Annotated in this window: 15 protein-coding genes and 1 riboswitch; of the genes, 6 read left to right on the top strand and 9 right to left on the bottom strand. The window is 72.1% G+C overall.

Annotation, left to right across the window (positions count from 1 at the left end; translation table 11 throughout):
• Nucleotides 1–12 precede the first annotated feature (12 nt).
• Nucleotides 13–167, bottom strand: a riboswitch (cyclic di-AMP (ydaO/yuaA leader).
• Between the two features lie 221 nt (nt 168–388).
• Together ABZ576_RS07145 and ABZ576_RS07140 are read right to left on the bottom strand one after the other, a co-directional pair.
• A complete protein-coding gene (locus ABZ576_RS07145) occupies nt 389–1,777 on the bottom strand; it encodes a pitrilysin family protein (RefSeq protein ID WP_360736895.1) in 1,389 nt (462 codons plus the stop codon).
• Nucleotides 1,774–3,177 carry a pitrilysin family protein gene (locus ABZ576_RS07140; protein WP_360736893.1) on the bottom strand — a complete coding sequence of 468 codons (1,404 nt, stop codon included), beginning with the start codon at nt 3,175–3,177 and terminating at the stop codon, nt 1,774–1,776. Before ABZ576_RS07140 ends, ABZ576_RS07145 begins: the two co-directional genes overlap by 4 nt.
• Before the next feature lie 385 nt (nt 3,178–3,562).
• Between ABZ576_RS07140 and ABZ576_RS07135 the strand changes: the two genes are divergently transcribed.
• Nucleotides 3,563–6,022, top strand: coding sequence for a DNA topoisomerase IV subunit A (locus tag ABZ576_RS07135; protein ID WP_360736891.1), 2,460 nt, complete (start codon nt 3,563–3,565; stop codon nt 6,020–6,022).
• Here ABZ576_RS07135 and ABZ576_RS07130 read toward each other — a convergent pair.
• Together ABZ576_RS07130 and ABZ576_RS07125 are read right to left on the bottom strand one after the other, a co-directional pair.
• Nucleotides 6,019–7,098: a GTP-binding protein gene (locus tag ABZ576_RS07130; protein ID WP_360736887.1), complete on the bottom strand. Its 1,080-nt coding sequence runs from the start codon at nt 7,096–7,098 to the stop codon at nt 6,019–6,021. The two genes, ABZ576_RS07135 and ABZ576_RS07130, sit on opposite strands and share 4 nt — an antisense overlap.
• A gap of 264 nt (nt 7,099–7,362) precedes the next feature.
• A complete protein-coding gene (locus tag ABZ576_RS07125) occupies nt 7,363–8,529 on the bottom strand; it encodes a citrate synthase (RefSeq protein WP_360736885.1) in 1,167 nt (388 codons plus the stop codon).
• Between the two features lie 112 nt (nt 8,530–8,641).
• Here ABZ576_RS07125 and ABZ576_RS07120 point away from each other — a divergent pair, with 112 nt between their 5' ends.
• The 4 genes from ABZ576_RS07120 (at nt 8,642) to ABZ576_RS07105 (ending at nt 13,508) form a co-directional block, all read left to right on the top strand.
• A complete protein-coding gene (locus ABZ576_RS07120) occupies nt 8,642–9,916 on the top strand; it encodes a citrate synthase (protein WP_360736883.1) in 1,275 nt (424 codons plus the stop codon).
• Between the two features lie 35 nt (nt 9,917–9,951).
• Nucleotides 9,952–10,893: a sucrase ferredoxin gene (locus ABZ576_RS07115; RefSeq protein ID WP_360736881.1), complete on the top strand. Its 942-nt coding sequence runs from the start codon at nt 9,952–9,954 to the stop codon at nt 10,891–10,893.
• 240 nt (nt 10,894–11,133) lie between these two features.
• On the top strand, nt 11,134–12,828 hold the full coding sequence (locus tag ABZ576_RS07110; protein ID WP_360736879.1) for a sensor histidine kinase: 1,695 nt from the start codon (nt 11,134–11,136) through the stop codon (nt 12,826–12,828).
• Nucleotides 12,828–13,508, top strand: a complete 681-nt coding sequence (locus tag ABZ576_RS07105) for a response regulator (protein WP_360736877.1) — start codon at nt 12,828–12,830, stop codon at nt 13,506–13,508. Before ABZ576_RS07110 ends, ABZ576_RS07105 begins: the two co-directional genes overlap by 1 nt.
• An 85-nt stretch (nt 13,509–13,593) precedes the next feature.
• On the opposite strand, the gene ABZ576_RS07100 is transcribed toward ABZ576_RS07105, so the two are convergent.
• The 3 genes from ABZ576_RS07100 to ABZ576_RS07090 form a co-directional block, all read right to left on the bottom strand.
• A complete protein-coding gene (locus ABZ576_RS07100; protein ID WP_360736875.1) occupies nt 13,594–15,189 on the bottom strand; it encodes a cation acetate symporter in 1,596 nt (531 codons plus the stop codon).
• A complete protein-coding gene (locus ABZ576_RS07095; RefSeq protein WP_360736873.1) occupies nt 15,186–15,641 on the bottom strand; it encodes a DUF485 domain-containing protein in 456 nt (151 codons plus the stop codon). The genes ABZ576_RS07100 and ABZ576_RS07095 overlap by 4 nt, the downstream gene beginning before the upstream one ends.
• Before the next feature lie 246 nt (nt 15,642–15,887).
• The gene (locus tag ABZ576_RS07090) at nt 15,888–18,011 is read right to left on the bottom strand and encodes a DNA topoisomerase IV subunit B (protein ID WP_360736870.1); all 2,124 of its coding nucleotides are present in this window, start codon (nt 18,009–18,011) and stop codon (nt 15,888–15,890) included.
• A gap of 441 nt (nt 18,012–18,452) precedes the next feature.
• Here ABZ576_RS07090 and ABZ576_RS07085 point away from each other — a divergent pair, with 441 nt between their 5' ends.
• Nucleotides 18,453–18,683: a hypothetical protein gene (locus ABZ576_RS07085; protein WP_360736867.1), complete on the top strand. Its 231-nt coding sequence runs from the start codon at nt 18,453–18,455 to the stop codon at nt 18,681–18,683.
• Between the two features lie 97 nt (nt 18,684–18,780).
• On the opposite strand, the gene ABZ576_RS07080 is transcribed toward ABZ576_RS07085, so the two are convergent.
• Entirely contained in the window at nt 18,781–19,641 is an 861-nt protein-coding gene (locus tag ABZ576_RS07080; RefSeq protein ID WP_360736864.1) for a serine protease, read from the bottom strand.
• A 122-nt stretch (nt 19,642–19,763) separates the two neighbouring features.
• Nucleotides 19,764–21,302, bottom strand: a complete 1,539-nt coding sequence (locus ABZ576_RS07075; RefSeq protein WP_360736862.1) for an RNA polymerase sigma factor — start codon at nt 21,300–21,302, stop codon at nt 19,764–19,766.
• Nucleotides 21,303–21,405: the final 103 nt, after the last annotated feature.

Genomic DNA, 21,405 nt, shown 5'->3' with positions numbered 1-21,405 from the left:
GAAGTGGCTGGTCCTTTCCTTCCCTCTCGCCTACCGGGTTAGCTGACGGGTTCGGAGCAGGAAGGTCTCCTACGGGCCCCCTGGCGGGCGCCCGATTCACCCCAGGGACTGCATGGGTCCCCGGCTCCCCTGGCTCGCGCCGTACGGGGACTCGGCGATGGCTGTCCGGTGCCGCGGTTGCGGCGCACTGCCTGACGAACAGCCCGGACGACGCTACGGCGGCCCGCTTTCAATCCTCAAACGAATCCCTCGGTTTGTAGCGCATCCCACAGGGCAGACAGGCAACCTCCGCCCCAAAACGGGCATCTGAGGGAGCGAGTGGAACAGCGTGGGGCCCCGGCGGTCCGTCGACCGGTCGCCGGGGCCCCACGCGCGTGCCGCCGCTCGGCTACTCGGCCGCCACGACGGTCACTTCACCGATGCCGAGCGCCTCGACCGGCGCCTTGATCCGTGCCGCGTCGCCGACGAGGACCGTCACCAGACGGTCCACCGGGAAGGCGTTCACGACGGCCGCGGTGGCCTCCACCGTGCCCGTGGCGGCCAGCTGCTGGTACAGCGTCGCCTGGAAGTCGTCGGGCAGGTGCTGCTCGACCTGGTCGGCCAGGGTGCTCGCGACGGCCGCCGCGGTCTCGTACTTGAGCGGCGCCACGCCGACCAGGTTCTGCACGGCGACGTCCCGCTCGGCGTCGGTCAGGCCCTCGCTCGCGAGGGTGCGCAGCACCTTCCAGAGGTCCTCCAGCGCCGGGCCGGTGTTCGGCGTGTCCACGGAGCCGCTGATGGCGAGCATCGCGGCGCCCGTGCCGTCCGGCGCGGAGCGCAGGACCTGCCCGAAGGAGCGCACGCCGTACGTGTAGCCCTTCTCCTCGCGCAGGACGCGGTCCAGGCGGGAGGTGAGGGTGCCGCCGAGGCAGTACGTGCCGAGCACCTGGGCCGGCCACACCCGGTCGTGCCGGTCGGGGCCGACCCGGCCGATGAGCAGCTGGGTCTGCACGGCGCCGGGCCGGTCCACGATGACCACGCGCCCGGTGTCGTCGGCGGTCACCGGCGGCACGGGCCGGGGCTCGCCCGGGGTGCCGGTCCAGGCGCCCAGGGTGTCGCCGAGCAGTGCGTCGAGGTCGGCGCCGGTCAGGTCGCCGACGACGACCACGGTGGCCGTCGCGGGCCGCACATGGCGGTCGTAGAAGGCGCGTACGGCCGCGGCGTCGATCTTCTCGACCGTCTCCTCGGTGCCCTGGCGCGGGCGGGACATGCGCGAGGACGCCGGGAACAGCTCCCTGGACAGCTCCTTGGCGGCCCGGCGGGCGGGGTTGGCCAGCTCGTGCGGGATCTCGTCCAGGCGGTTGCGGACCAGCCGCTCGACCTCGCTCTCGGCGAAGGCCGGCGCGCGCAGGGCGTCGGCGAGCAGGCCGAGGCCCTTGGCCAGCCGGGAGGCGGGTACCTCCAGGCTGAGCCGGACGCCGGGGTGGTCGGCGTGCGCGTCGAGAGTGGCGCCCGCGCGCTCCAGCTCGGCGGCGAACTCCTCGGCGGAGTGCCGGTCGGTGCCCTCCGAGAAGGCCCGCGCCATGATCGTGGCGACGCCGTCCAGGCCGGCCGGCTCGGCGTCCAGGGGCGCGTCCAGCAGCACCTCCACGGCCACGACCTGCTGGCCGGGGCGGTGGCAGCGCAGCACGGTCAGGCCGTTGTCCAGCGTGCCGCGCTCGGGGGCCGGGAACGCCCAGGGCCTGGCCTCACCGGGCTGCGGCTGAGGGTGGAACTCCATCGTGGCGAGCTCGGTCACTTGGCCGTCTCCTCGTTCTCGGTGTCGTCGCGGCCCGCCTCCACGGTCGCTTCCTGCTCCGGGTCCTCCGGGATCTGGGCGTCCTCGACGGTCTCGGGGGACTTGGGCTCGTAGACGAGGACCGCTCGGTTGTCGGGGCGCAGACGGGCCTTGGCGACCTCCTGGACCTCCTCCGGGGTCACCTCCAGGACCCGCTTGACGGCGGTCAGGGCGAGCTGCGGGTCGCCGAACAGGACGGCGTACCGGCACAGTTCGTCGGCGCGGCCGGCGACCGTGCCGAGCCGGTCCAGCCACTCGCGCTCCAGCTGGGCCTGGGCGCGCTCCATCTCCTCGGGGGTGGGGCCCTCCGCGGCGAAGCGGGCCAGCTCCTCGTCGATGGCGGTCTCGATGACCGGCACCTCGACGTCACCGGAGGTCTTCACGTCCAGCCAGCCCATGGAGGGCGCGCCGGCCAGCCGCAGCAGCCCGAAGCCGGCCGCGACGGCCGTGCGGTCGCGGCGCACCAGCCGGTTGTACAGGCGGGAGGACTCGCCGCCGCCGAGGATCGTCAGGGCGAGGTCGGCCGCGTCGCACGCGCGCGTGCCGTCGTGCGGGAGCCGGTAGGCGGCCATCAGGGCGCGCGCGGGGACCTCCTCCACGACGACCTCGCGCAGCTGCTCGCCGATGACGTCCGGCAGGGAGCCGTCGCGGGGGGCGGGCTTGCCGTCGTGGGACGGGATCGACCCGAAGTACTTCTCGATCCAGGCCAGGGTCTGCGCGGGGTCGATGTCGCCGACCACGGAGAGCACCGCGTTGTTCGGCGCGTAGTAGGTGCGGAAGAACTGGCGGGCGTCCTCCAGGGTGGCCGCGTCCAGGTCCGCCATCGAGCCGATCGGCGTGTGGTGGTAGGGGTGGCCCTCCGGGTAGGAGAGGGCGGTCAGCTTCTCGAAGGCGGTGCCGTACGGGACGTTGTCGTAGCGCTGGCGGCGCTCGTTCTTGACGACGTCCCGCTGGTTCTCCATCGACTCGTCGTCCAGGGCGGCCAGCAGCGAGCCCATGCGGTCGGCCTCCAGCCAGAGGGCGAGCTCCAGCTGGTGGGCGGGCATGGTCTCGAAGTAGTTGGTGCGCTCGAAGCTGGTCGTGCCGTTCAGGGAGCCGCCGGCGCCCTGCACCAGCTCGAAGTGGCCGTTGCCCTTCACCTGCCCGGAGCCCTGGAACATCAGGTGCTCGAAAAGGTGAGCCAGGCCGGTGCGTCCCTTGACTTCGTGCCGGGAACCGACGTCGTACCAGAGGCAGACCGCCGCCACCGGGGTCAGGTGGTCCTCGGAGAGCACCACGCGCAGACCGTTGGCCAGGCGGTGCTCGGTCGCTGTCAGGCCCCCGGAGCCTGCCTCGGCTGTGGTCGTGTGACCCATGGGCATGTACGTCCCTTCGCGAGCGGAGGCGGTTGATGGAAACCGCGGTTTTCCTGCCGTTCCTGCCACTGTATGCAAAGCGTGCGAGGGCCCGGCGAAGTTCCCGCGGGACGTACGCCCAGAGCGGATCGCGTAGCCTGCGTCAGGCGTGCCGTGGACGGCTCTCCGGCACCGGGCGCACACCCTCCCGGTGCGGGGGCAGGCACCCGGCACGGTCCGGCGGCGGCACGGGCACCGGCACGGTCCGGCTGCCCGGCACCGGCCGCACCGGCGCCCCGGCGGCGGCCGGGCGCCGGAGTGGACCGGGTCGCGGCCGGGGCTGTCAGTGCCGCGGTCCACAATGGTCCGCGTCAGACCCGTCAATCGCTTCAGTAGCAAGGAGCCGGCAGCGATGGCCCGCCGCAGCACGAAGACCCCGCCGCCCGACGATTCGTTCGAGGAGAGAATCCTCGACATCGACGTCGTGGACGAGATGCGTGGCTCCTACCTGGAGTACGCGTACTCGGTCATCTACTCGCGCGCCCTGCCGGACGCCCGTGACGGCCTCAAGCCGGTGCACCGCCGCATCGTCTACCAGATGAACGAGATGGGCCTGCGCCCCGAACGCGCGTACGTGAAGTGCGCGCGTGTCGTCGGCGAGGTCATGGGCAAGCTGCACCCGCACGGCGACTCGTCGATCTACGACGCGCTGGTGCGCATGGCGCAGCCGTTCTCCATGCGCATGCCGCTGGTCGACGGCCACGGCAACTTCGGCTCGCTGGGCAACGACGACCCGCCGGCCGCCATGCGGTACACCGAGTGCCGGATGGCCGAGGCGACGAGCCTGATGACCGAGTCCATCGACGAGGACACGGTCGATTTCACGCCGAACTACGACGGCCAGGAGCGGGAGCCGGTCGCGCTGCCCGCCGCCTTCCCGAACCTGCTGGTCAACGGCTCCTCGGGCATCGCGGTCGGCATGGCGACGAACATGCCGCCGCACAACCTGCGCGAGGTCATCGCCGCCGCCCGCCACCTGATCCGGTACCCGAACGCCGACCTGGACGCGCTCATGAAGTTCGTCCCGGGCCCGGACCTGCCCACCGGCGGCCGGATCGTCGGTCTGGGCGGCATCCGGGACGCGTACGCGACCGGCCGCGGCACCTTCAAGATGCGCGCCACGGTCTCGGTCGAGCCCGTCACCGCCCGCCGCAAGGGCCTGGTGGTCACCGAACTGCCGTTCGCGGTCGGACCCGAGAAGGTCATCGCGAAGATCAAGGACCTGGTCAACGCGAAGAAGGTCCAGGGCATCGCCGACGTCAAGGACCTCACCGACCGCGAGCACGGCCTGCGCCTGGTCATCGAGATCAAGAACGGTTTCGTGCCGGAGGCGATCCTGGAGCAGCTGTACAAGCTGACCCCGATGGAGGAGTCCTTCGGCATCAACAACGTCGCCCTGGTCGACGGCCAGCCGCTCACCCTGGGCCTGAAGGAGCTGCTGGAGGTCTACCTGGACCACCGGTTCGACGTGGTCCGGCGCCGCAGCGAGTTCCGCCGCGGCAAGAAGCGCGACCGGCTGCACCTGGTCGAGGGCCTGCTGACCGCGCTGGTCGACATCGACGAGGTCATCCGGATCATCCGGTCCAGCGAGAACTCCGCGCAGGCGAAGGAGCGCCTGATGGAGCGCTTCTCGCTGAGCGAGGTGCAGACGCAGTACATCCTCGACACACCGCTGCGCCGGCTCACCAAGTACGACCGGATCGAGCTGGAGGCGGAGAAGGACAAGCTCACCGCGGAGATCGAGGAGCTGACCCGGATCCTGGAGTCGGACGCGGAGCTGCGCAAGCTGGTCTCGGCCGAACTGGCCGCGGTGGCGAAGAAGTTCGGCACCGACCGGCGTACGGCCCTGCTGGAGTCCACGGGCGCCACGGCGACCGCCGTGCCGCTCCAGGTGGCCGACGACCCGTGCCGCGTGCTGCTGTCCTCGACGGGGCTGCTGGCCCGCACGGCGACCGCCGAGCCGTTCGCGGAGGCGGCCGGTGCCAAGCGCGTCAAGCACGACGTGATCGTCTCGGCGGTGCCGGCGACCGCGCGCGGGGTGATCGGCGCGGTGACCTCGGCGGGCCGGCTGCTGCGGATCAACGTGGTCGACCTGCCCCAGCTGCCCGAGTCGGCGACCGCGCCGAACCTCTCCGGTGGGGCTCCGCTGGCCGAGTTCCTCTCCCTGGAGGACGACGAGACGGTGGTCTGCCTGACCACGCTGGACGAGTCGTCCCCGGGTCTCGCGCTCGGCACCGAGCAGGGCGTCGTCAAGCGCGTGGTGCCCGACTACCCGTCCAACAAGGACGAGTTGGAGGTCATCACCCTCAAGGAGGGCGACCGGATCGTCGGCGCGGTGGAGCTGCGCACCGGGGAGGAGGACCTGGTGTTCATCACGGACGACGCGCAGTTGCTGCGCTTCCAGGCCTCCGTCGTGCGCCCGCAGGGCCGGCCGGCGGGCGGCATGGCGGGCATCAAGCTCGCCGAGGGCGCGAAGGTGATCGCCTTCACGGCGATCGACCCGGCCGCCGACGCGGTGGTCTTCACGGTGGCGGGCTCGCGCGGCACGCTGGACGACTCCGTGCAGACGACGGCCAAGCTGACGCCGTTCGACCAGTACCCGCGCAAGGGCCGGGCCACGGGTGGCGTGCGCTGCCAGCGGTTCCTGAAGGGCGAGGACTGTCTGGCGCTGGCCTGGGCGGGTCCGGCTCCCGCGCGCGCCGCGCAGAAGAACGGCGTCCCGGCGCAGCTGCCGGAGCCGGACCCGCGCCGGGACGGCTCGGGCACGTCGCTGCCGAAGACGGTGGCGGTGGTGTCGGGACCGGTGTTCTAGACCGGCGGGTCTTCCAGGTCCGCCTCGTCCGGACCCTGGACGTAGCGCAGTACGCCCCACATGCCGTGCTCGTCGGCGTGTGGGGCGTCGTGCTCGCACCCCTTGAGCTCCTTGCCGAGGCCCTCGGTGTCGATGCCGGAACCGATCAGCACGAGCTGGGTGCGGCGGTCCTCGCCGGCCGGCCACGGCTCGGGATAGAAGCGCAGGAACCGGCCGACGGCGTGCACGGCGTACCGGTTGAGGGTGTCGTACGGTCCGAAGTCGACGTACCCCTTGATCCGGTACAGCCCCTCGGGCCGGCTGTCCAGGAACCGCATCAGCCGGCGGGGGTCCAGGGGCTGCTCGGCGGTGAAGGACAGGCTGTCGTAGCCGGTGTGCAGGTGGCCGGGGTGCTCCTCGCCGTCCTCGGCGTGCTCGTGCAGATCGTCGAAGGACAGCTGCCCGACGCGCTCCTCGCTCGGCCGGCAGTCGAAGAGGAACGCGGGGTCGATCCGGCCGTAGGTGGCGGGGACGACGGCGGCGCCGCCGGCCAGGGACCGCACGAGGCCGAGCACCCGCTCGCCGTCCGCGGCCCGGTCGAGCTTGTTGACCACGATCAGGTCGCCGAGGGCGAGATGCCGGTCGATCTCGGGGTGCCGCGCGCGCGTGTCGTCGAATTCGGCGGCGTCGACGACCTCGACCAGGCCGCCGTAGACGACCCGGGGGTGTTCGCTGGCCAGCACCATGCGGACGAGTTCCTGCGGCTCGGCCAGCCCGCTGGCCTCGATGACGATCACGTCGATGCCGGCGGCGGGCGCGGCGAGACGGTCCAGGTACAGGTCGAGTTCGCTCGCGTCGACGGCACAGCACAGGCAGCCGTTGCCGAGGGAGACGGTCGAGTCGCCCAGGGCGCCGGCGACGGCCATCGCGTCGATCTCGATGGCCCCGAAGTCGTTGACGATCGCCCCGATGCGGCTGCCTCCGCTGCGGTGCAGCAGGTGGTTGAGGAGCGTGGTCTTGCCGGAGCCCAGGAAACCGGCGAGTACGACCACCGGGATCTGCTGCGGACTGCCGTTGTCTCCCCAGCTGTTCCTCAACGGGCGACCTCTCTGACACACAGCGCACACCGGCTCGCGGCCCGGCGCGCGGACGGACATGGACCGGGCGTCCAGGATACGAGCGGCACGCGGGCCGGCCGGCACCCCGACCGGCCCGGCGGTGGTCGCGGCCGCCCCGCGACGGGCCCGCGCCTGCGCCGCCGGGCCGCCTGCGCCGCCGGGCCGCCTGCGCCGCCGGGCCGCCTGCGCCGCCGGGCCGCGTGCGCCGTCGGCCCCCGGCCGGCGCGGGGTACGGCCGCACGGTCACCCGGCGGCCGCGGCGACCCTCACGGGTTCGGGTCCCACGTACCGGGCCACCGGACGGATGATCTTGGGGTCGGCCGCCTGCTCCAGGATGTTGGCGCTCCAGCCCACCACCCGTGCCGCGGCGAAGGTGGGGGTGAACATCTCCCGGGGCAGGCCGCACAGTTCCATGACCACGCCGGCGTAGAACTCGACGTTCGTGTGGAGTTCCCGGCCCGGCTTGAGCTCGGCGAGGATCGCCTCCACCCGGCGTTCGACCTCCACCGCGAAGTGCACCCGGGGGCCGCCGAAGCCGAGGGCGATCTCGCGCAGCATCCGCGACCTCGGGTCCTCCGTGCGGTACACGGCGTGCCCGAAACCCATGATCCGTTCGCCGGCGCGCACCCGCTCGCGGATCCAGGCGTCGATGCGGTCGGGGGTGCCGATCGCGTCCAGCGTGTCCAGGGCCCGGCTGGGCGCGCCTCCGTGCAGCGGCCCGGACAGCGCGCCGACGGCTCCGGTCAGACAGGCCGCCACATCGGCGCCGGTGGACGCGATGACGCGCGCGGTGAAGGTGGACGCGTTGAATCCGTGGTCAATGGTTGAGATGAGGTATTGCTCGACCGCACGGGCCCGGCGCGGATCCGGTTCGGAGCCCGTCACCATGTACAGGTAGTTCGCCGCGTACGACAGATCCTCGCGCGGTTCGACCGGGTCGAGTCCCCGGCCGAGCCGGTGGAGCGCGGTGAGCAGGGTGGGTACGGCCGCGCAGGCGGCCAGGGCGTCGGCGCGCCGGCGGTCCGGGGTGATGTCGTACACCGGCCGGAAGTCCTGCGCGGCGCCCAGCAGTGACAGTGCCGTGCGCAGCCCGGCCAGCGGTCCGGAGCGGCGGCCGGCGGCGGCGATCGCGGGCAGGGCGGCACGGACCTCCTCGGGCAGGCTCCGCAGCGCGGCGGTCTCGGCGGCGAAGGCGGCGGCGCGCCGGGCGTCCGGGAGTGTGCCGTGGACCAGGAGGTGCCAGACGTCCTCGAAGCGGCGGGTGCGGGCCAGGTCGACGGCCGAGTACTGGCGGTAGTGGTAGAAGCCCTCACGCCCCCGGACGTCGCCGATCTCGGTGTCGGTGACGACGACGCCGGCGAGGCCGCGCGGCGCGGTGATGAGCGGGGTTGCGGACTTGTTGACGGCCATGGTGTTCCTCCCTGAACTTGATTCGACTGTCCATGCATGACTAATTTCTTGTCAATATTGATTGCATCAATGTATGGCCATCAAGATGTGCAGAGACGACTACGGTGACCCCATGCGCGATCACGACACCGCCGCCCGCCATCCGGGGCGCCGGCTGACCACCAAGGAGACCGCCGAACTGCTCGGTGTGAAGCCCGAGACGGTCTACGCGTACGTGAGCCGCGGACTGCTCAGCAGCAGACGCGAACCCGGCGCCCGGGCCAGCACCTTCGAGGCCCGGGAAGTGGAGGCGCTGGCCCGCCGCAACCGGCGGGAGGCGGCCGGGACTCCGGGCTCCGGCGGGGATCTGTCCGTCCGAACCCGCATCACCCTCATCGAGGAGGACCGGTACTACTTCCGCGGCGCGGACGCCGTCGAGCTGGCCGGCCGCCACTCCTACGAGGAGGTCGCCGAGTGGCTGTGGACGGGCCGGCTGACCCCGGGGGCGACCTTCACCGCGCCCGAGGCGACCGTCGCGGTCGCCCGCCGCGCGGTGGACGCCCTCTCCGAGCACGCCTCCCCCGTCGACCGGCTGCGGGTCGCGGCGATCGCCGCGGCGGCCGAGGACCCGCTGCGCTTCGACCTGTCGGAGGACGCCGTGCTCAGCACGGCGCGCATCCTCATCCCCACCCTCGTCGCCGCGCTGCCGCCGGTCCTGCACAGCCACGAGGACGACGGTCCGCTGGCCCACCGGCTGTGGGGCCGGCTCACCGGCCGGCCGGCCGACGAGGCGTCCCTGCGCGTCCTGGACACCGCGCTCGCCCTGCTCGCCGACCACGACCTCGCCGCCTCCACACTCGCGGTCCGGGTCGCCGCCTCGGCGCGGGCGCACGCCTACGCGGCCGTGTCGGCCGGCCTGGGCGTCCTGGAGGGCCCGCTGCACGGCGCGGCCAGCGGTCTGGCCCACCGGATGCTCCTGGACGTGCTCGACCAGGGCACGGCGGTCCCGGTGATCGCCGACGAACTGCGCGCGGGCCGCCGCGTCCCCGGTCTCGGCCACCGCCTGTACACGGGCGAGGATCCCCGCGCGCGCGTGCTGTTCGGCCTCCTGGAACAGGTCCCGCGCGCGGAGTCCGCACTGCTCGCGGCCCGCGACGTCGTCGCCACGACCGCCCGGCACACCCCGCTGCACGCCAACGTGGACCTGGCCCTGGCGGTGTTCACCGCGTCCTCCGGCATGCCGGCCACCGCGGGCGAGACGATCTTCGCCGTCGCGCGGACGGCGGGCTGGATCGCCCACGCCCTGGAGGAGTACGGGGAGCGCCCGCTGCGCATGCGCCCCAGCGGCCACTACGTCGGCCCGCGCCCGCCGCGGCCCCTTCCGGAGCAGGACACGGCGGGGCCGTAAGTCGCGCCGCGGGAAGTCAGGTTAGGCTCACCTCTGTGAGTAGGTGTGCGACCGTCTCCCGAAGTCTGGACGAGCCGGTTTCCGGCACGGCTGCCACGGCGACGACGTGGCTGCTGCTGGAACAGCCCGGCCCGTGGGGCGCCAAGGCGCTCACGTCGAGTCACCTGGACCCCGCGCTGGGCCGGGCACTGGAGGCCGCCGCCGGCGAAACCGGCGTACGCGTCGCGCTCATCCGGCGCCCGGGCCGCCATGCCGACCCCGGCACGCCCCCGGTCCGTCAGGTGTACGCGGCCCACACCGTTCCCGGACGCGGGTGGCTGCACGGTGCCGTCACCCATGATCCGCAGCGCCTCCTCGACCTCGACTTCGCCGCCCTCGGGGCGGGCGACCACCGTTCCTTCGGCGGCGTGCTCGGCGGGCGGCCGCACCGGGGCGACCCGCTCGCGCTCGTGTGCACCAACGGCAAGCGCGACCGCTGCTGCGCCCTCCTGGGCCGTCCGCTCGCCACCGAGCTGGCCGACTCCGGGGTGCGCGGCGTCTGGGAGGTCACCCATCTGGGTGGACATCGCTTCTCGCCCACGGTGCTCGTCCTGCCGTACGGCTACGCCTACGGCCGCGCCGAGGCCCGCACGGTCAGGGAGGCCCTGCGCGGTGCGCGGGAGGGGCGCGTGGTCCTCGACGGGTGCCGGGGGTGCTCCGCGTGGGAGCGGCCCGGCCAGGCGGCCGAGCTGGCCGTACGGTCGGCCGCGCGCGAGTGCCGGGCAGGGGTGCTCACGGTCGTGCGGACCGAGGGTGCCGCCCCGCGCTGGGAGGTCACCGTGGCCCACGCCGACAGCCGCCGGTGGCGGGTCAGTGTGGCCCAGGGGGCGTCGCTGCCGCCCCGGCCGGAGAGCTGTGGCGCGGACGTGCTCGGTGCGCCGGCGCGGATGGACGTGGTCGCGGTGCGTGAGCTGAGGCCGACGGCGCTGGCGAGCTAGCCGACGCGGGTGCGGCCGGCTCAGGGGACTGCGACGGGTGGCCGGCGCATGCGGTCGACTCTCGCTCGGCGACCCGGCGGGTCGATCATGTGGTCAACATTGCCGCCCCCGGTCAGCGAACGGGTGCCGCTGTCCGCCCGGTCAATGATTGATCGGCGGGTCAATACATGATCGAGGGATCAAGAGATCCACACCCCACCCCCCTGGGGCGCTTCCGGCCACCCACGTACCGTCGAGGGTATGAGCCCCACTCCCCCCGCACGCCGCCTGCGCCTCGGGCTGCCACGGCGGATGTTCTCCCAGGTGCTGCTGATGCAGGTGGCGATCGCCGCGGGAGTCGCGGTGCTCGCGACCGGGCTCTTCCTCGCACCGCTGAGCGATCAGCTGGACCAGGAGGCCATGCGCCGCGCGCTGGCCATCGCCGAGACCACGGCCCAGGACCCGCAGATCGCCGAGGGCGTCCGCACCACCCCGCCGACCGCGAACGGCCCGGTGCAGCAGGAGGCCGAGCGGATCCGGAAGGCCACGCACGCCGAGTACATCGTGGTCCTGGACCGCGACTGGGTGCGCTGGTCGCACCCCACACCGTCGGAGGTCGGCCGGCCCGTCTCCACCGACCCCAGTGACGCCCTGGCCGGCAAGGAGGTCATGGAGATCGACAAGGGCACCCTGGGACGCTCGGCGCGCGGCAAGGTACCGCTGTACGACGCCGGCCACCGCATCGTGGGGGCCGTCTCGGTCGGCATCGCCTACGACAGCGTGCGAGCGCGGCTGCTCAGCGCGATCCCGGGTCTGTTCGCGTACGCCGGGGGCGCGCTGGCGGTGGGCACGCTGGCCGCCTGGCTGATCTCGCGCCGGGTCCAGCGGCAGACCCGGGACCTGGCCTTCTCCGACATCTCGGCGCTCCTCGCGGAGCGCGAGGCGATGCTGCACGGCATCCGGGAAGGCGTGGTCGCACTGGACCGCGGCGGCCGGATCCGCCTGCTCAACGACGAGGCGCGCCGACTGCTCGGCATCGGCGACGAGGCCGTCGGGCGGACCCCGGACGAGGCGATCGGCGTTGGCCGTACGACGGACGTGCTGGCCGGCCGGGTGACCGGCACCGATCTGCTCACCGTGCGCGGTCAGCGCGTCCTGGTCGCCAACCGCATGCCCACCGGCGACGGCGGCGCCGTGGCCACCCTGCGCGACCGCACCGAGCTGGAGCAGCTGGGGCGCGAACTGGACTCCACGCGCGGGCTGATCGACGCCCTGCGCGCCCAGGACCACGAACACGCCAACCGCATGCACACCCTGCTGGGGCTGCTGGAACTGGAGATGTACGACGACGCCGTCGAGTTCGTCGGTGAGGTGGTCGGGGACCACCGGGCCACCGCCGAGCAGGTCACCGAGAAGATCCAGGACCCGCTGCTGGCCGCCCTGCTGGTCGGCAAGGCGACCGTGGCCGCCGAGCGCGGCGTCGCGCTGGGGGTGTCGGAGCACACGCGGCTCCCGGACCGGTTGATCGATCCCAGGGGGCTGGTGACCATTGTCGGCAACCTGGTGGACAACGCGCTCGACGCGGCCGGGGGCACACCGCACGCGCGCGTGGAGGTCGAGCTGCGCACCGAGGGCCGTACGGTCGTCCTGGGAGTGCGCGACACCGGCCCCGGGATCCCCGAGGAGCAGCGGGAGCTGATCTTCACGGCGGGGTGGTCGACCAAGACGCCGCCCGCGCACGGCAAGCGGGGCATAGGACTCTCCCTGGTGCGCCGGCTCGCCGAACGGCAGGGCGGCAGCGCCACGGTGGGCACGGCGGCCGGTGGCGGCGCGGCGTTCACGGTGGTGCTGCCCGAGGCGCTGACCGAGCCGGAACCGGAACCGGCGCTCACCGGGTCCCCGGGGCCCGCCGAGGCGACGACGGACGTCCCGGCCACCGCCGAGGAGGAGGCGTGATGATCGAGGTGCTGGTGGTGGACGACGACATCCGGGTGGCCCGGGTCAACGCCGCCTACGTCGAGAAAGTCCCCGGTTTCCACGTCGCCGGCGAGGCGCACAACGCGGCCGAGGCGCTGCGTCGGGTGGAGACCCTGCCGCGGCTCGATCTGGTCCTGATGGACCATTACCTGCCCGACGGCACGGGTCTCGCGGTCGTCCAGGAGATGCGCCGGCGCGGCCACGAGACAGACGTGATCATGGTGACGGCGGCGCGGGACGTGTCGACCGTCCAGGCCGCCATGCGGCACGGGGCGCTGCAGTACCTGGTGAAGCCGTTCGCCTTCGCCGGTCTGCGCGCCAAGCTGGAGGCGTACGCCGAGCTGCGGCGCACCCTGGACGGCGGGGGTGAGGCCGAGCAGGCGGAGGTGGACCGCATCTTCGGCGCGCTGTCCGCCCCGTCGGAGCCCGGCCTGCCCAAGGGGCACTCCCCCACGACGGCCGAGTTGGTGCGCCAGGCGCTGCTGAGCGCCGAAGGTCCGCTGTCGGCCCAGGAGATCGCCGAGCGGACGGGAGTGAGCCGGCAGACCGCCCAGCGGTACCTGAAGCTGCTGGAACGCACCGGCCGGGCCCGGCTGACCCTCAAGTACGGCGACGCGGGCCGTCCGGAACACCGGTACGAGTGGGCGACCCGCGCCTGATCGCCCCGTTGGTGCAGGCGGGTCCGCTGCTTCCACTGCAGCCGTGCGGTCACGGCGCCGGCGCCGGCTGTGCCCGGTCGGCGCACTAGACGGCCCCGGCCCCGGTCAGCGAGCGCACCTCCGTCTCCGCGTACCCGGCCTCGTCCCCGACCTCGTCCGAGGTGACCGTGCCCAGCCAGCCGGCGAGGAAGCCGAGCGGGATGGAGACGATGCCCGGGTTCTCCAGCGGGAAGTACTGGAAGTCGACGGCCGGGAAGAGCGAGCCCGGGCTGCCGGACACCACCGGGGACAGCAGCACGAGCCCGATCGCCGGAAGCAGCCCGCCGTACACCGCCCAGACCGCGCCCCGCGTGGTGAAGCCGCGCCAGAACAGCGAGTAGAGCAGGACCGGAAGGTTCGCCGACGCCGCGACCGCGAAGGCGAGGCCGACGAGGAAGGCGACGTTGAGATCGCGGGCCAGCAGACCGAGCGCGATCGCCACGACGCCCACGCCGACCGCGGCCCACCGCGCCACCGCCACCTCGCTGCGCGGGTCCCCGCCGCGCGGCCGTCGCAGCGACGCGTACAGGTCGTGGGCCACCGAAGCGGAGGAGGCGAGCGTGATGCCCGCGACCACCGCCAGGATCGTGGCGAAGGCCACGGCGGCGACCACCGCGAACAGCACCGTTCCGCCGGTGGAGCCCGCCCCGCCGCCGAGGTCCAGGGCGAGGAGGGGCACCGCCGTGTTCCCGGCCGCGTTCGACCCGCGTACGGCCGCCGGCCCCACCACCGCCGCCGCGCCGAACCCGAGGACGATCGTCATCAGGTAGAAACTGCCGATCAGGCCGATGGACCACACGACGGAACGGCGGGCGGCCCGCGCGGTCGGCACGGTGTAGAAGCGGGACAGGATGTGCGGCAGGCCCGCCGTGCCCAGCACCAGCGCGAGCCCGAGGCTGATGAAGTCGAGCCGGGCCGTCCAGTCCCCGCCGTACTTCAGGCCCGGCGCCAGGAACGCCCTGCCGTGACCGCTCCTCTCCGCGGCCGTGAGCAGCAGCCGGTCGACGTCGCCGTGGAAGCGGAGCAGGACCAGCACGGTGAGCACGACCGTGCCGCTGAGCAGGAGGACCGCCTTCACGATCTGGATCCACGTGGTGGCCCGCATCCCGCCCAACGACACGTAGATCACCATGAGCGCCCCGACGCCGATCACCGCCCAGGCCTGGGCCGCACCGCTGGTACGCCCCAGCAGCAGCGCCACCAGACTGCCCGCGCCGACCATCTGCGCCACCAGATAGAGAACGGACACCGTGACCGAAGAGGTTCCCGCGGCGATCCGCACCGGCCGCTCGCTCATCCGCGCGGCCACCACGTCGGCCAGGGTGAACCGCCCGCAGTTGCGGACCAGTTCGGCGACCAGGAACAGCACGACCAGCCACGCGACGAGGAAGCCCACGCTGTACAGCAGCCCGTCGTAGCCGTACAGCGCGATGATCCCGGTGATGCCGAGGAAGGAGGCAGCCGACATGTAGTCACCCGCGATGGCAAAACCATTCTCCAGGGGGGAGAACAACCGTCCGCCGGCGTAGAACTCGTCCGCCGAACCCTGCCGCCTGCGGCTCACCCAGGTCGTGATCCCCAGCGTGACCGCCACGAATCCGCTGAACAGCAGCAACGCCAGCGTCTGATGGTCACCGGTCACAGGGCACCTCCCCGCACGCCTCGGGCCAGCTCCTGCGTGTCCCAGCGCAGTTCCAGCGCCGCCCGGTCCCGGCGCAGCCGCGCGTGCCGGGCGTACGCCCACGTGAGCAGGAACGTGCTGAGGAACTGTCCGAGCCCCGCGAGCATCCCGACGTTCACCGCGCCCAGCACGGGCCGGGCCATCAGTCCGGGTGCGGTCGTGGCGGCGACCACGTACCCGACGTACCAGACGAGGAAGGCGGCGGCCCCCGGCACCACGAACCGCCGGTACCTGCCCCGCACCTCCTGGAACGCCTCGCTGCGCTGCACCTCGACGTACACCTCGCGGGCGCGGGCCGGCGTGGTACCGCGCTCCCCGCGCGCGTGCGGTACGGACGGAGCGGGGACGCCGGCCCCGTCCCGCTCTCCCCAGCCGGAGGCCAGGGCGTCGTACCAGGGGTCCTCGTAGGTCATGTCGCCGGACGGCCCGCCGTGGTCCGCCCGGCTCCCGGCGGATCTCTCGGGGCCGTCCCCGGCTTCGCGGGGGCAACCGTTGCTTGACTGCATGCCCAAGGATGGACAGAACGGGAAGAGTCCTGACTCTTCTTCCTCCGGCTCTTCACCCCATCAGGTGATTTCCCCGGTGGGCGGCCGGACCGGCCACTTGCTGCGGGGAGCCCGCCCGGCCCGGCCCCGTCGGCCGAGGCCGGGCGACGGCGGCTACGCGTCGATGCGGGACCGGTCCAGCGTCGCCGCCGAGCTGGAGATGAACTCCTTGCGGGGCGCCACGTCGTTGCCCATCAGCAGGTCGAAGACCTGTTCGGCGGCCTCCAGGTCGGAGAGGTTGATGCGGCGCAGGGTGCGGTGGCGCGGGTCCATCGTGGTCTCGGCCAGCTGGTCGGCGTCCATCTCGCCCAGGCCCTTGTAGCGCTGGATGGAGTCCTTGTACCGGACGCCCTTGCTCTGGAACTCCATGAGCTTGTCGCGCAGCTCACGGTCCGAGTACGTGTAGACGTACTTGTCCTGCCCCTTCTTCGGCTGGACCAGCTCGATGCGGTGCAGCGGCGGCACGGCGGCGAAGACCCGGCCGGCCTCGACCATCGGCCGCATGTACCGCTGGAACAGGGTGAGCAGCAGGCAGCGGATGTGCGAGCCGTCCACATCGGCGTCGGTCATCATGATGATCTTGCCGTAGCGGGCCTGGTCGATGTCGAAGGTGCGGCCCGAGCCGGCCCCTATGACCTGGATGATCGCGCCGCACTCGGCGTTCTTGAGCATGTCGGTCACGGACGAGCGCTGCACGTTGAGGATCTTGCCCCGGATCGGCAGCAGCGCCTGGAACTCGGAGTTCCGCGCCAGCTTGGCCGTGCCGAGCGCGGAGTCGCCCTCGACGATGAACAGCTCGCTGCGGTCGACGTCGTCGCTGCGGCAGTCCGCGAGCTTCGCCGGCAGGGACGAGGACTCCAGAGCCGTCTTCCGGCGCTGAGCGTCCTTGTGCTGGCGGGCCGCGACACGGGTACGGGCGGCCGCGACCACCTTCTCCATGACGACCCGGGCCTGCGCGGCGGCGTCACGCTTGGAGGCGGTCAGGAACGCCTTCAGTTCCTTGGTCACCACGTTGTTCACGATGCGGCGGGCCGCCGAGGTGCCGAGGACCTCCTTGGTCTGCCCCTCGAACTGCGGCTCGGCCAGGCGCACGGTGACGACGGCGGTGAGGCCCTCCAGGGCGTCGTCCTTGACGATGTTGTCCTCGGCCACCCGCAGCATCTTCTTGGCACGCAGCACATCGTTCAGCGTCTGCGTGAGGGCCTGCTCGAAGCCGGCGACATGGGTGCCGCCCTTCGGCGTGGCGATGATGTTGACGAAGGACCGGACCGTGCTGTCGTAGCCGGTGCCCCAGCGCAGCGCGACGTCGACGCCCAGTTCGCGGGTGACCTCGGTGGGCGTCATCTGCCCGTGGTCGTCCAGGACGGGAACGGTCTCCTTGAAGGTGCCGTGGCCCGAGAAGCGCAGCACGTCGCACACCGGCTTGTCACCGGCCAGGTACTCGCAGAACTCGCTGATGCCGCCGTCGAAGCGGAAGGACTCCTCGCCCTTGCTGCCGCCCTCGCCGAGGCCGAACTCGTCGCGGACGACGATGGTCAGGCCGGGTACCAGGAAGGCGGTCTGCCGGGCGCGCTGGTGCAGGTTGTCCAGGGAGAGCTTGGCGTCCTTGAGGAAGATCTGCCGGTCCGCCCAGTAACGCACGCGCGTGCCGGTGCGCGTCTTGGGGATCTTCTTGGCCTTGCGCAGTCCGCTCCTGGCCTCGAACTTCGCCTCGGCGCCGGCCCCCGCGAAGCCGCCCGGCACGCCGCGCCGGAAGCTGATCGCGTGCGTGTGACCGCCACGGTCCACTTCGACGTCGAGACGGGCGGAGAGGGCGTTCACCACGGAGGCACCGACGCCGTGCAGACCGCCGGAGGCGGCGTAGGAGCCGCCGCCGAACTTGCCGCCCGCGTGGAGCTTGGTCATGACGACCTCGACGCCGGACAGGCCCGTCTTCGGCTCGACGTCGACGGGGATGCCGCGGCCGTTGTCCCGGACCTCCACGGAGCCGTCGTCGTGGAGGACGACCTCGATGTGGTCGCAGTAGCCGCCGAGGGCCTCGTCCACGGAGTTGTCGATGATCTCCCACAGGCAGTGCATCAGACCGCGGCTGTCGGTCGAGCCGATGTACATGCCCGGTCGCTTGCGTACGGCCTCGAGGCCCTCGAGGACGAGCAGGTGCCGCGCGGTGTAGTTGGAACCGTCCCGGTCTGCTCCTGCCAGCAGCGCTGTGGACGGCACGGACGTATCGGCGGTCACGCGGTTCGCTCCTCGCTGAATTTCAGGTTGCCCCCTGGTGGGTAAGGGGGCGGCTTCGGTCGCCGCTCAGAGGGTACCGAGCCCTGGTAGAGCCGGTGTAACGCCACCCTCGTCGGGAACTCACACTAGTCCAGGTTCGGATACACGTTCGATACCTCGATGGAGTGAAGTACACATCACGTTCCCTTGGAGGCATGAACCATTTAGGCTCCGGGCACGTCCTCATGAACAACCGGCAACCCCGCCGGGAGGACCGAGACAGCAAGACAGCGCGAACCCGTAAGCACACAAGAGACGCAATACGGCACATTCGCCGCCAACCGGCAGCAGACAGCCGCCCCGGAGAGATTTTTTCGAGGAAAAGCCACGAGCGGGAACGTTTTCGGGCTGGTTGGATGTTGACCCTGGTACGACAGCTCGTCGAGCTAGAGAAGAGGCGACGTGACTACTGTTCTGACCCCCGCGAGCCCGCTGACGGCCGCCGATCGCTGCGACCGCTGCGGCGCCCAGGCATACCTGCGCGTCGTCCTGCTCAGCGGCGGAGAGCTGCTCTTCTGCGCCCATCACGGTCGCAAGTTCGAGCCGGAACTCAAGAAGATCGCCGCTGAGATACAGGACGAGACGGAGCGGCTGACGTCCGTTCCCAACACCGCTTCCGAGCAAGAGCGCTGAATCTCGCACACCCGACGAGCCAGCCCCGGCACAGGCCGGTGAACGGGCGGCCTCTCCTCACCGGGAGAGGCCGCCCGTGCTCATGCCCGCAGCCCGCTCAGGAGCGGGTGACGGGCTGTTTCCGGGCCGCTGCGGCCGGCTCCAGCGCCCGCACGATCTCGGAGACGCGCGTGTAGACGCCGGGGTATCCCGGTCGCCCGCACCCGCTCCCCCAGGACACCACGCCGATCAGCCGGCCCCCGGCCACCAGCGGCCCTCCGCTGTCCCCCTGGCAGCCGTCACGGCCCCCGGCGGGCTCGCCCGCGCACAGCATCGTGGCGGCCCGGTAGGTGCCGTCGGGGCCGCCCGGATAGGCGCGGGCGCAGGTGTCGTCGGGCAGTACGCGCACGCGTGCGGCGCGGAGCCGGCGCGCGTAGGCTCCGCCGCCGGTCGTGTCGCCCCACCCGGACACCAGGGCCTCGGTGCCCGGCGCGTAGGCCGGGTCGCCCGCCCGCGCCATGGCCACGACCGCGTTCTGCGGCAGCGGCTTGGCGAGGGTGGCGACCGCGAAGTCACCGGAGCTCGTCGCGACGTCGTACGCCGGATTGATCGCGATGCCCCGTACGGCGATCTCCTCGCCTTGCGCCGACAGCAGGTCCGTGCGGCCCGCGATGACCCTGAGGTCGGGCACACGGTCCGGCGGTGCGCCGAGGACGTCCGCGGACAGACAGTGGGCGGCGGTGAGCACCATGGTGCGGTCGATGGCCACCGCGCCGCAGAATTGCCCCGCCCGCATACCGCCGAACCGGTCACGGCTGGCCAGTGCCACCGTCCAGGGAGCCTCGGAGACGTCGATCGGGAACCCCCCGACGACCACGCTGCCGGCGACGGCGGGGGCCGCGCCGACCAGGGGTACCGCGGTGCCGGCGGCCGCCAGGGCCAGCGGCCCGATCAGTGCCCGGGCAACGGTACGGCGCATACGGGCTCCTCACTCACGAGCGCTCCTGGGACACCCAGAGTCAGGCACGCGGCCGAAGTGCGCAGCACGAAGGCCCGGCCCCCGCGGGGGAACCGGGCCTTCGTGCGACGTGCGACCGCGACCTAGTCGAGGTAGTCGCGCAGCACCTGGGAACGGGACGGGTGGCGCAGCTTCGACATGGTCTTGGACTCGATCTGGCGGATGCGCTCACGCGTCACGCCGTAGACCTTGCCGATCTCGTCGAGGGTCTTGGGCTGACCGTCGGTGAGACCGAAGCGCATGGAGACGACGCCGGCCTCGCGCTCGGACAGGGTGTCCAGGACGGAGTGCAGCTGCTCCTGGAGGAGCGTGAAGCTGACCGCGTCGGCGGGGACGACGGCCTCGGAGTCCTCGATGAGGTCACCGAACTCGCTGTCGCCGTCCTCGCCCAGCGGGGTGTGCAGCGAGATGGGCTCACGGCCGTACTTCTGGACCTCGATGACCTTCTCCGGGGTCATGTCGAGCTCCTTGGCCAGCTCCTCCGGGGTGGGCTCGCGGCCCAGGTCCTGGAGCATCTGGCGCTGCACGCGCGCGAGCTTGTTGATGACCTCGACCATGTGCACCGGGATACGGATGGTGCGGGCCTGGTCGGCCATGGCGCGGGTGATCGCCTGACGGATCCACCAGGTGGCGTACGTGGAGAACTTGTAGCCCTTGGTGTAGTCGAACTTCTCGACCGCGCGGATCAGACCGAGGTTGCCCTCCTGGATGAGGTCCAGGAAGAGCATGCCGCGGCCGGTGTAGCGCTTGGCCAGGGAGACCACCAGACGGAGGTTGGCCTCCAGGAGGTGGTTCTTGGCGCGGCGGCCGTCCTCGGCGATGATCTCCAGCTCGCGCTTGAGCTTCGGGGCGAGCTTGTCGGAGTTCGCCAGCTTGTCCTCGGCGAACAGGCCCGCCTCGATGCGCTTGGCGAGCTCGACCTCCTGCTCGGCGTTGAGGAGGGGGACCTTGCCGATCTGCTTCAGGTAGTCCTTGACCGGGTCGGCGGTGGCGCCGGCCGCGGCGACCTGCTGCGCGGGCGCGTCGTCCTCGTCCTCGTCGGACAGGACGAAGCCGGCGCTCTCGGCGCCCTCGGGCTCGTCGGCGACCTTGGTGTCCTCGAGAACCTCGTCCTCGAGAAGCTCGACGTCGTCCTTCTTGGCGGTCGTCTTCTTCGCGGCCGTCTTCTTCGCGACGGTCTTCTTGGCGACGGCCTTCTTGGCGGTCGTCTTCTTGGCAGCGGCCTTCTTGGCGGGTCCGGCTTCCTCGGCGGAATCGGCGGCGGCCGGCGCGGCGGGGGCCGCGGGGGCGGCCGGCGCGGTGGCCTTCCTGGTGGTCACCGTCTTCGCCGGGACCGTCTTGGTGGCGGTGCGCTTGGCCGGGCTCTTCGCTGCGACGCTCTTGCGGGTGCGCTTGGGCTCTGCGGCACTGACCATCAGCGTCACACCCTCTTCCTCAAGAATCTGGTTGAGGCTGCGCAGTACGTTCTTCCACTGAGTGGCCGGAATCTGGTCAGCTTCGAAGGCCCGACGCACATCGTCGCCGGCGATCTGCCCCTCAGCCTTTCCCCGCTCAATGAGCGCCATGACAGAGACGGACTCGGCGATCTCCGGCGGGAGCGTACGGGATGTGCTGGCCGACACGAACAACCTCTCGGAACGTTGGAAAACGGCTTCCGGCACCGTCCACTGCGGACAGGAGCCGACCACCGGCCTGGGGATGGGCCGACGGCGCGGGCGGGGGCCG

The organism is Streptomyces sp. NPDC013455 (assembly GCF_040632975.1).
Lineage (GTDB): Bacteria > Actinomycetota > Actinomycetes > Streptomycetales > Streptomycetaceae > Streptomyces.
This window is presented reverse-complemented; position numbering and strand designations above follow the sequence as displayed.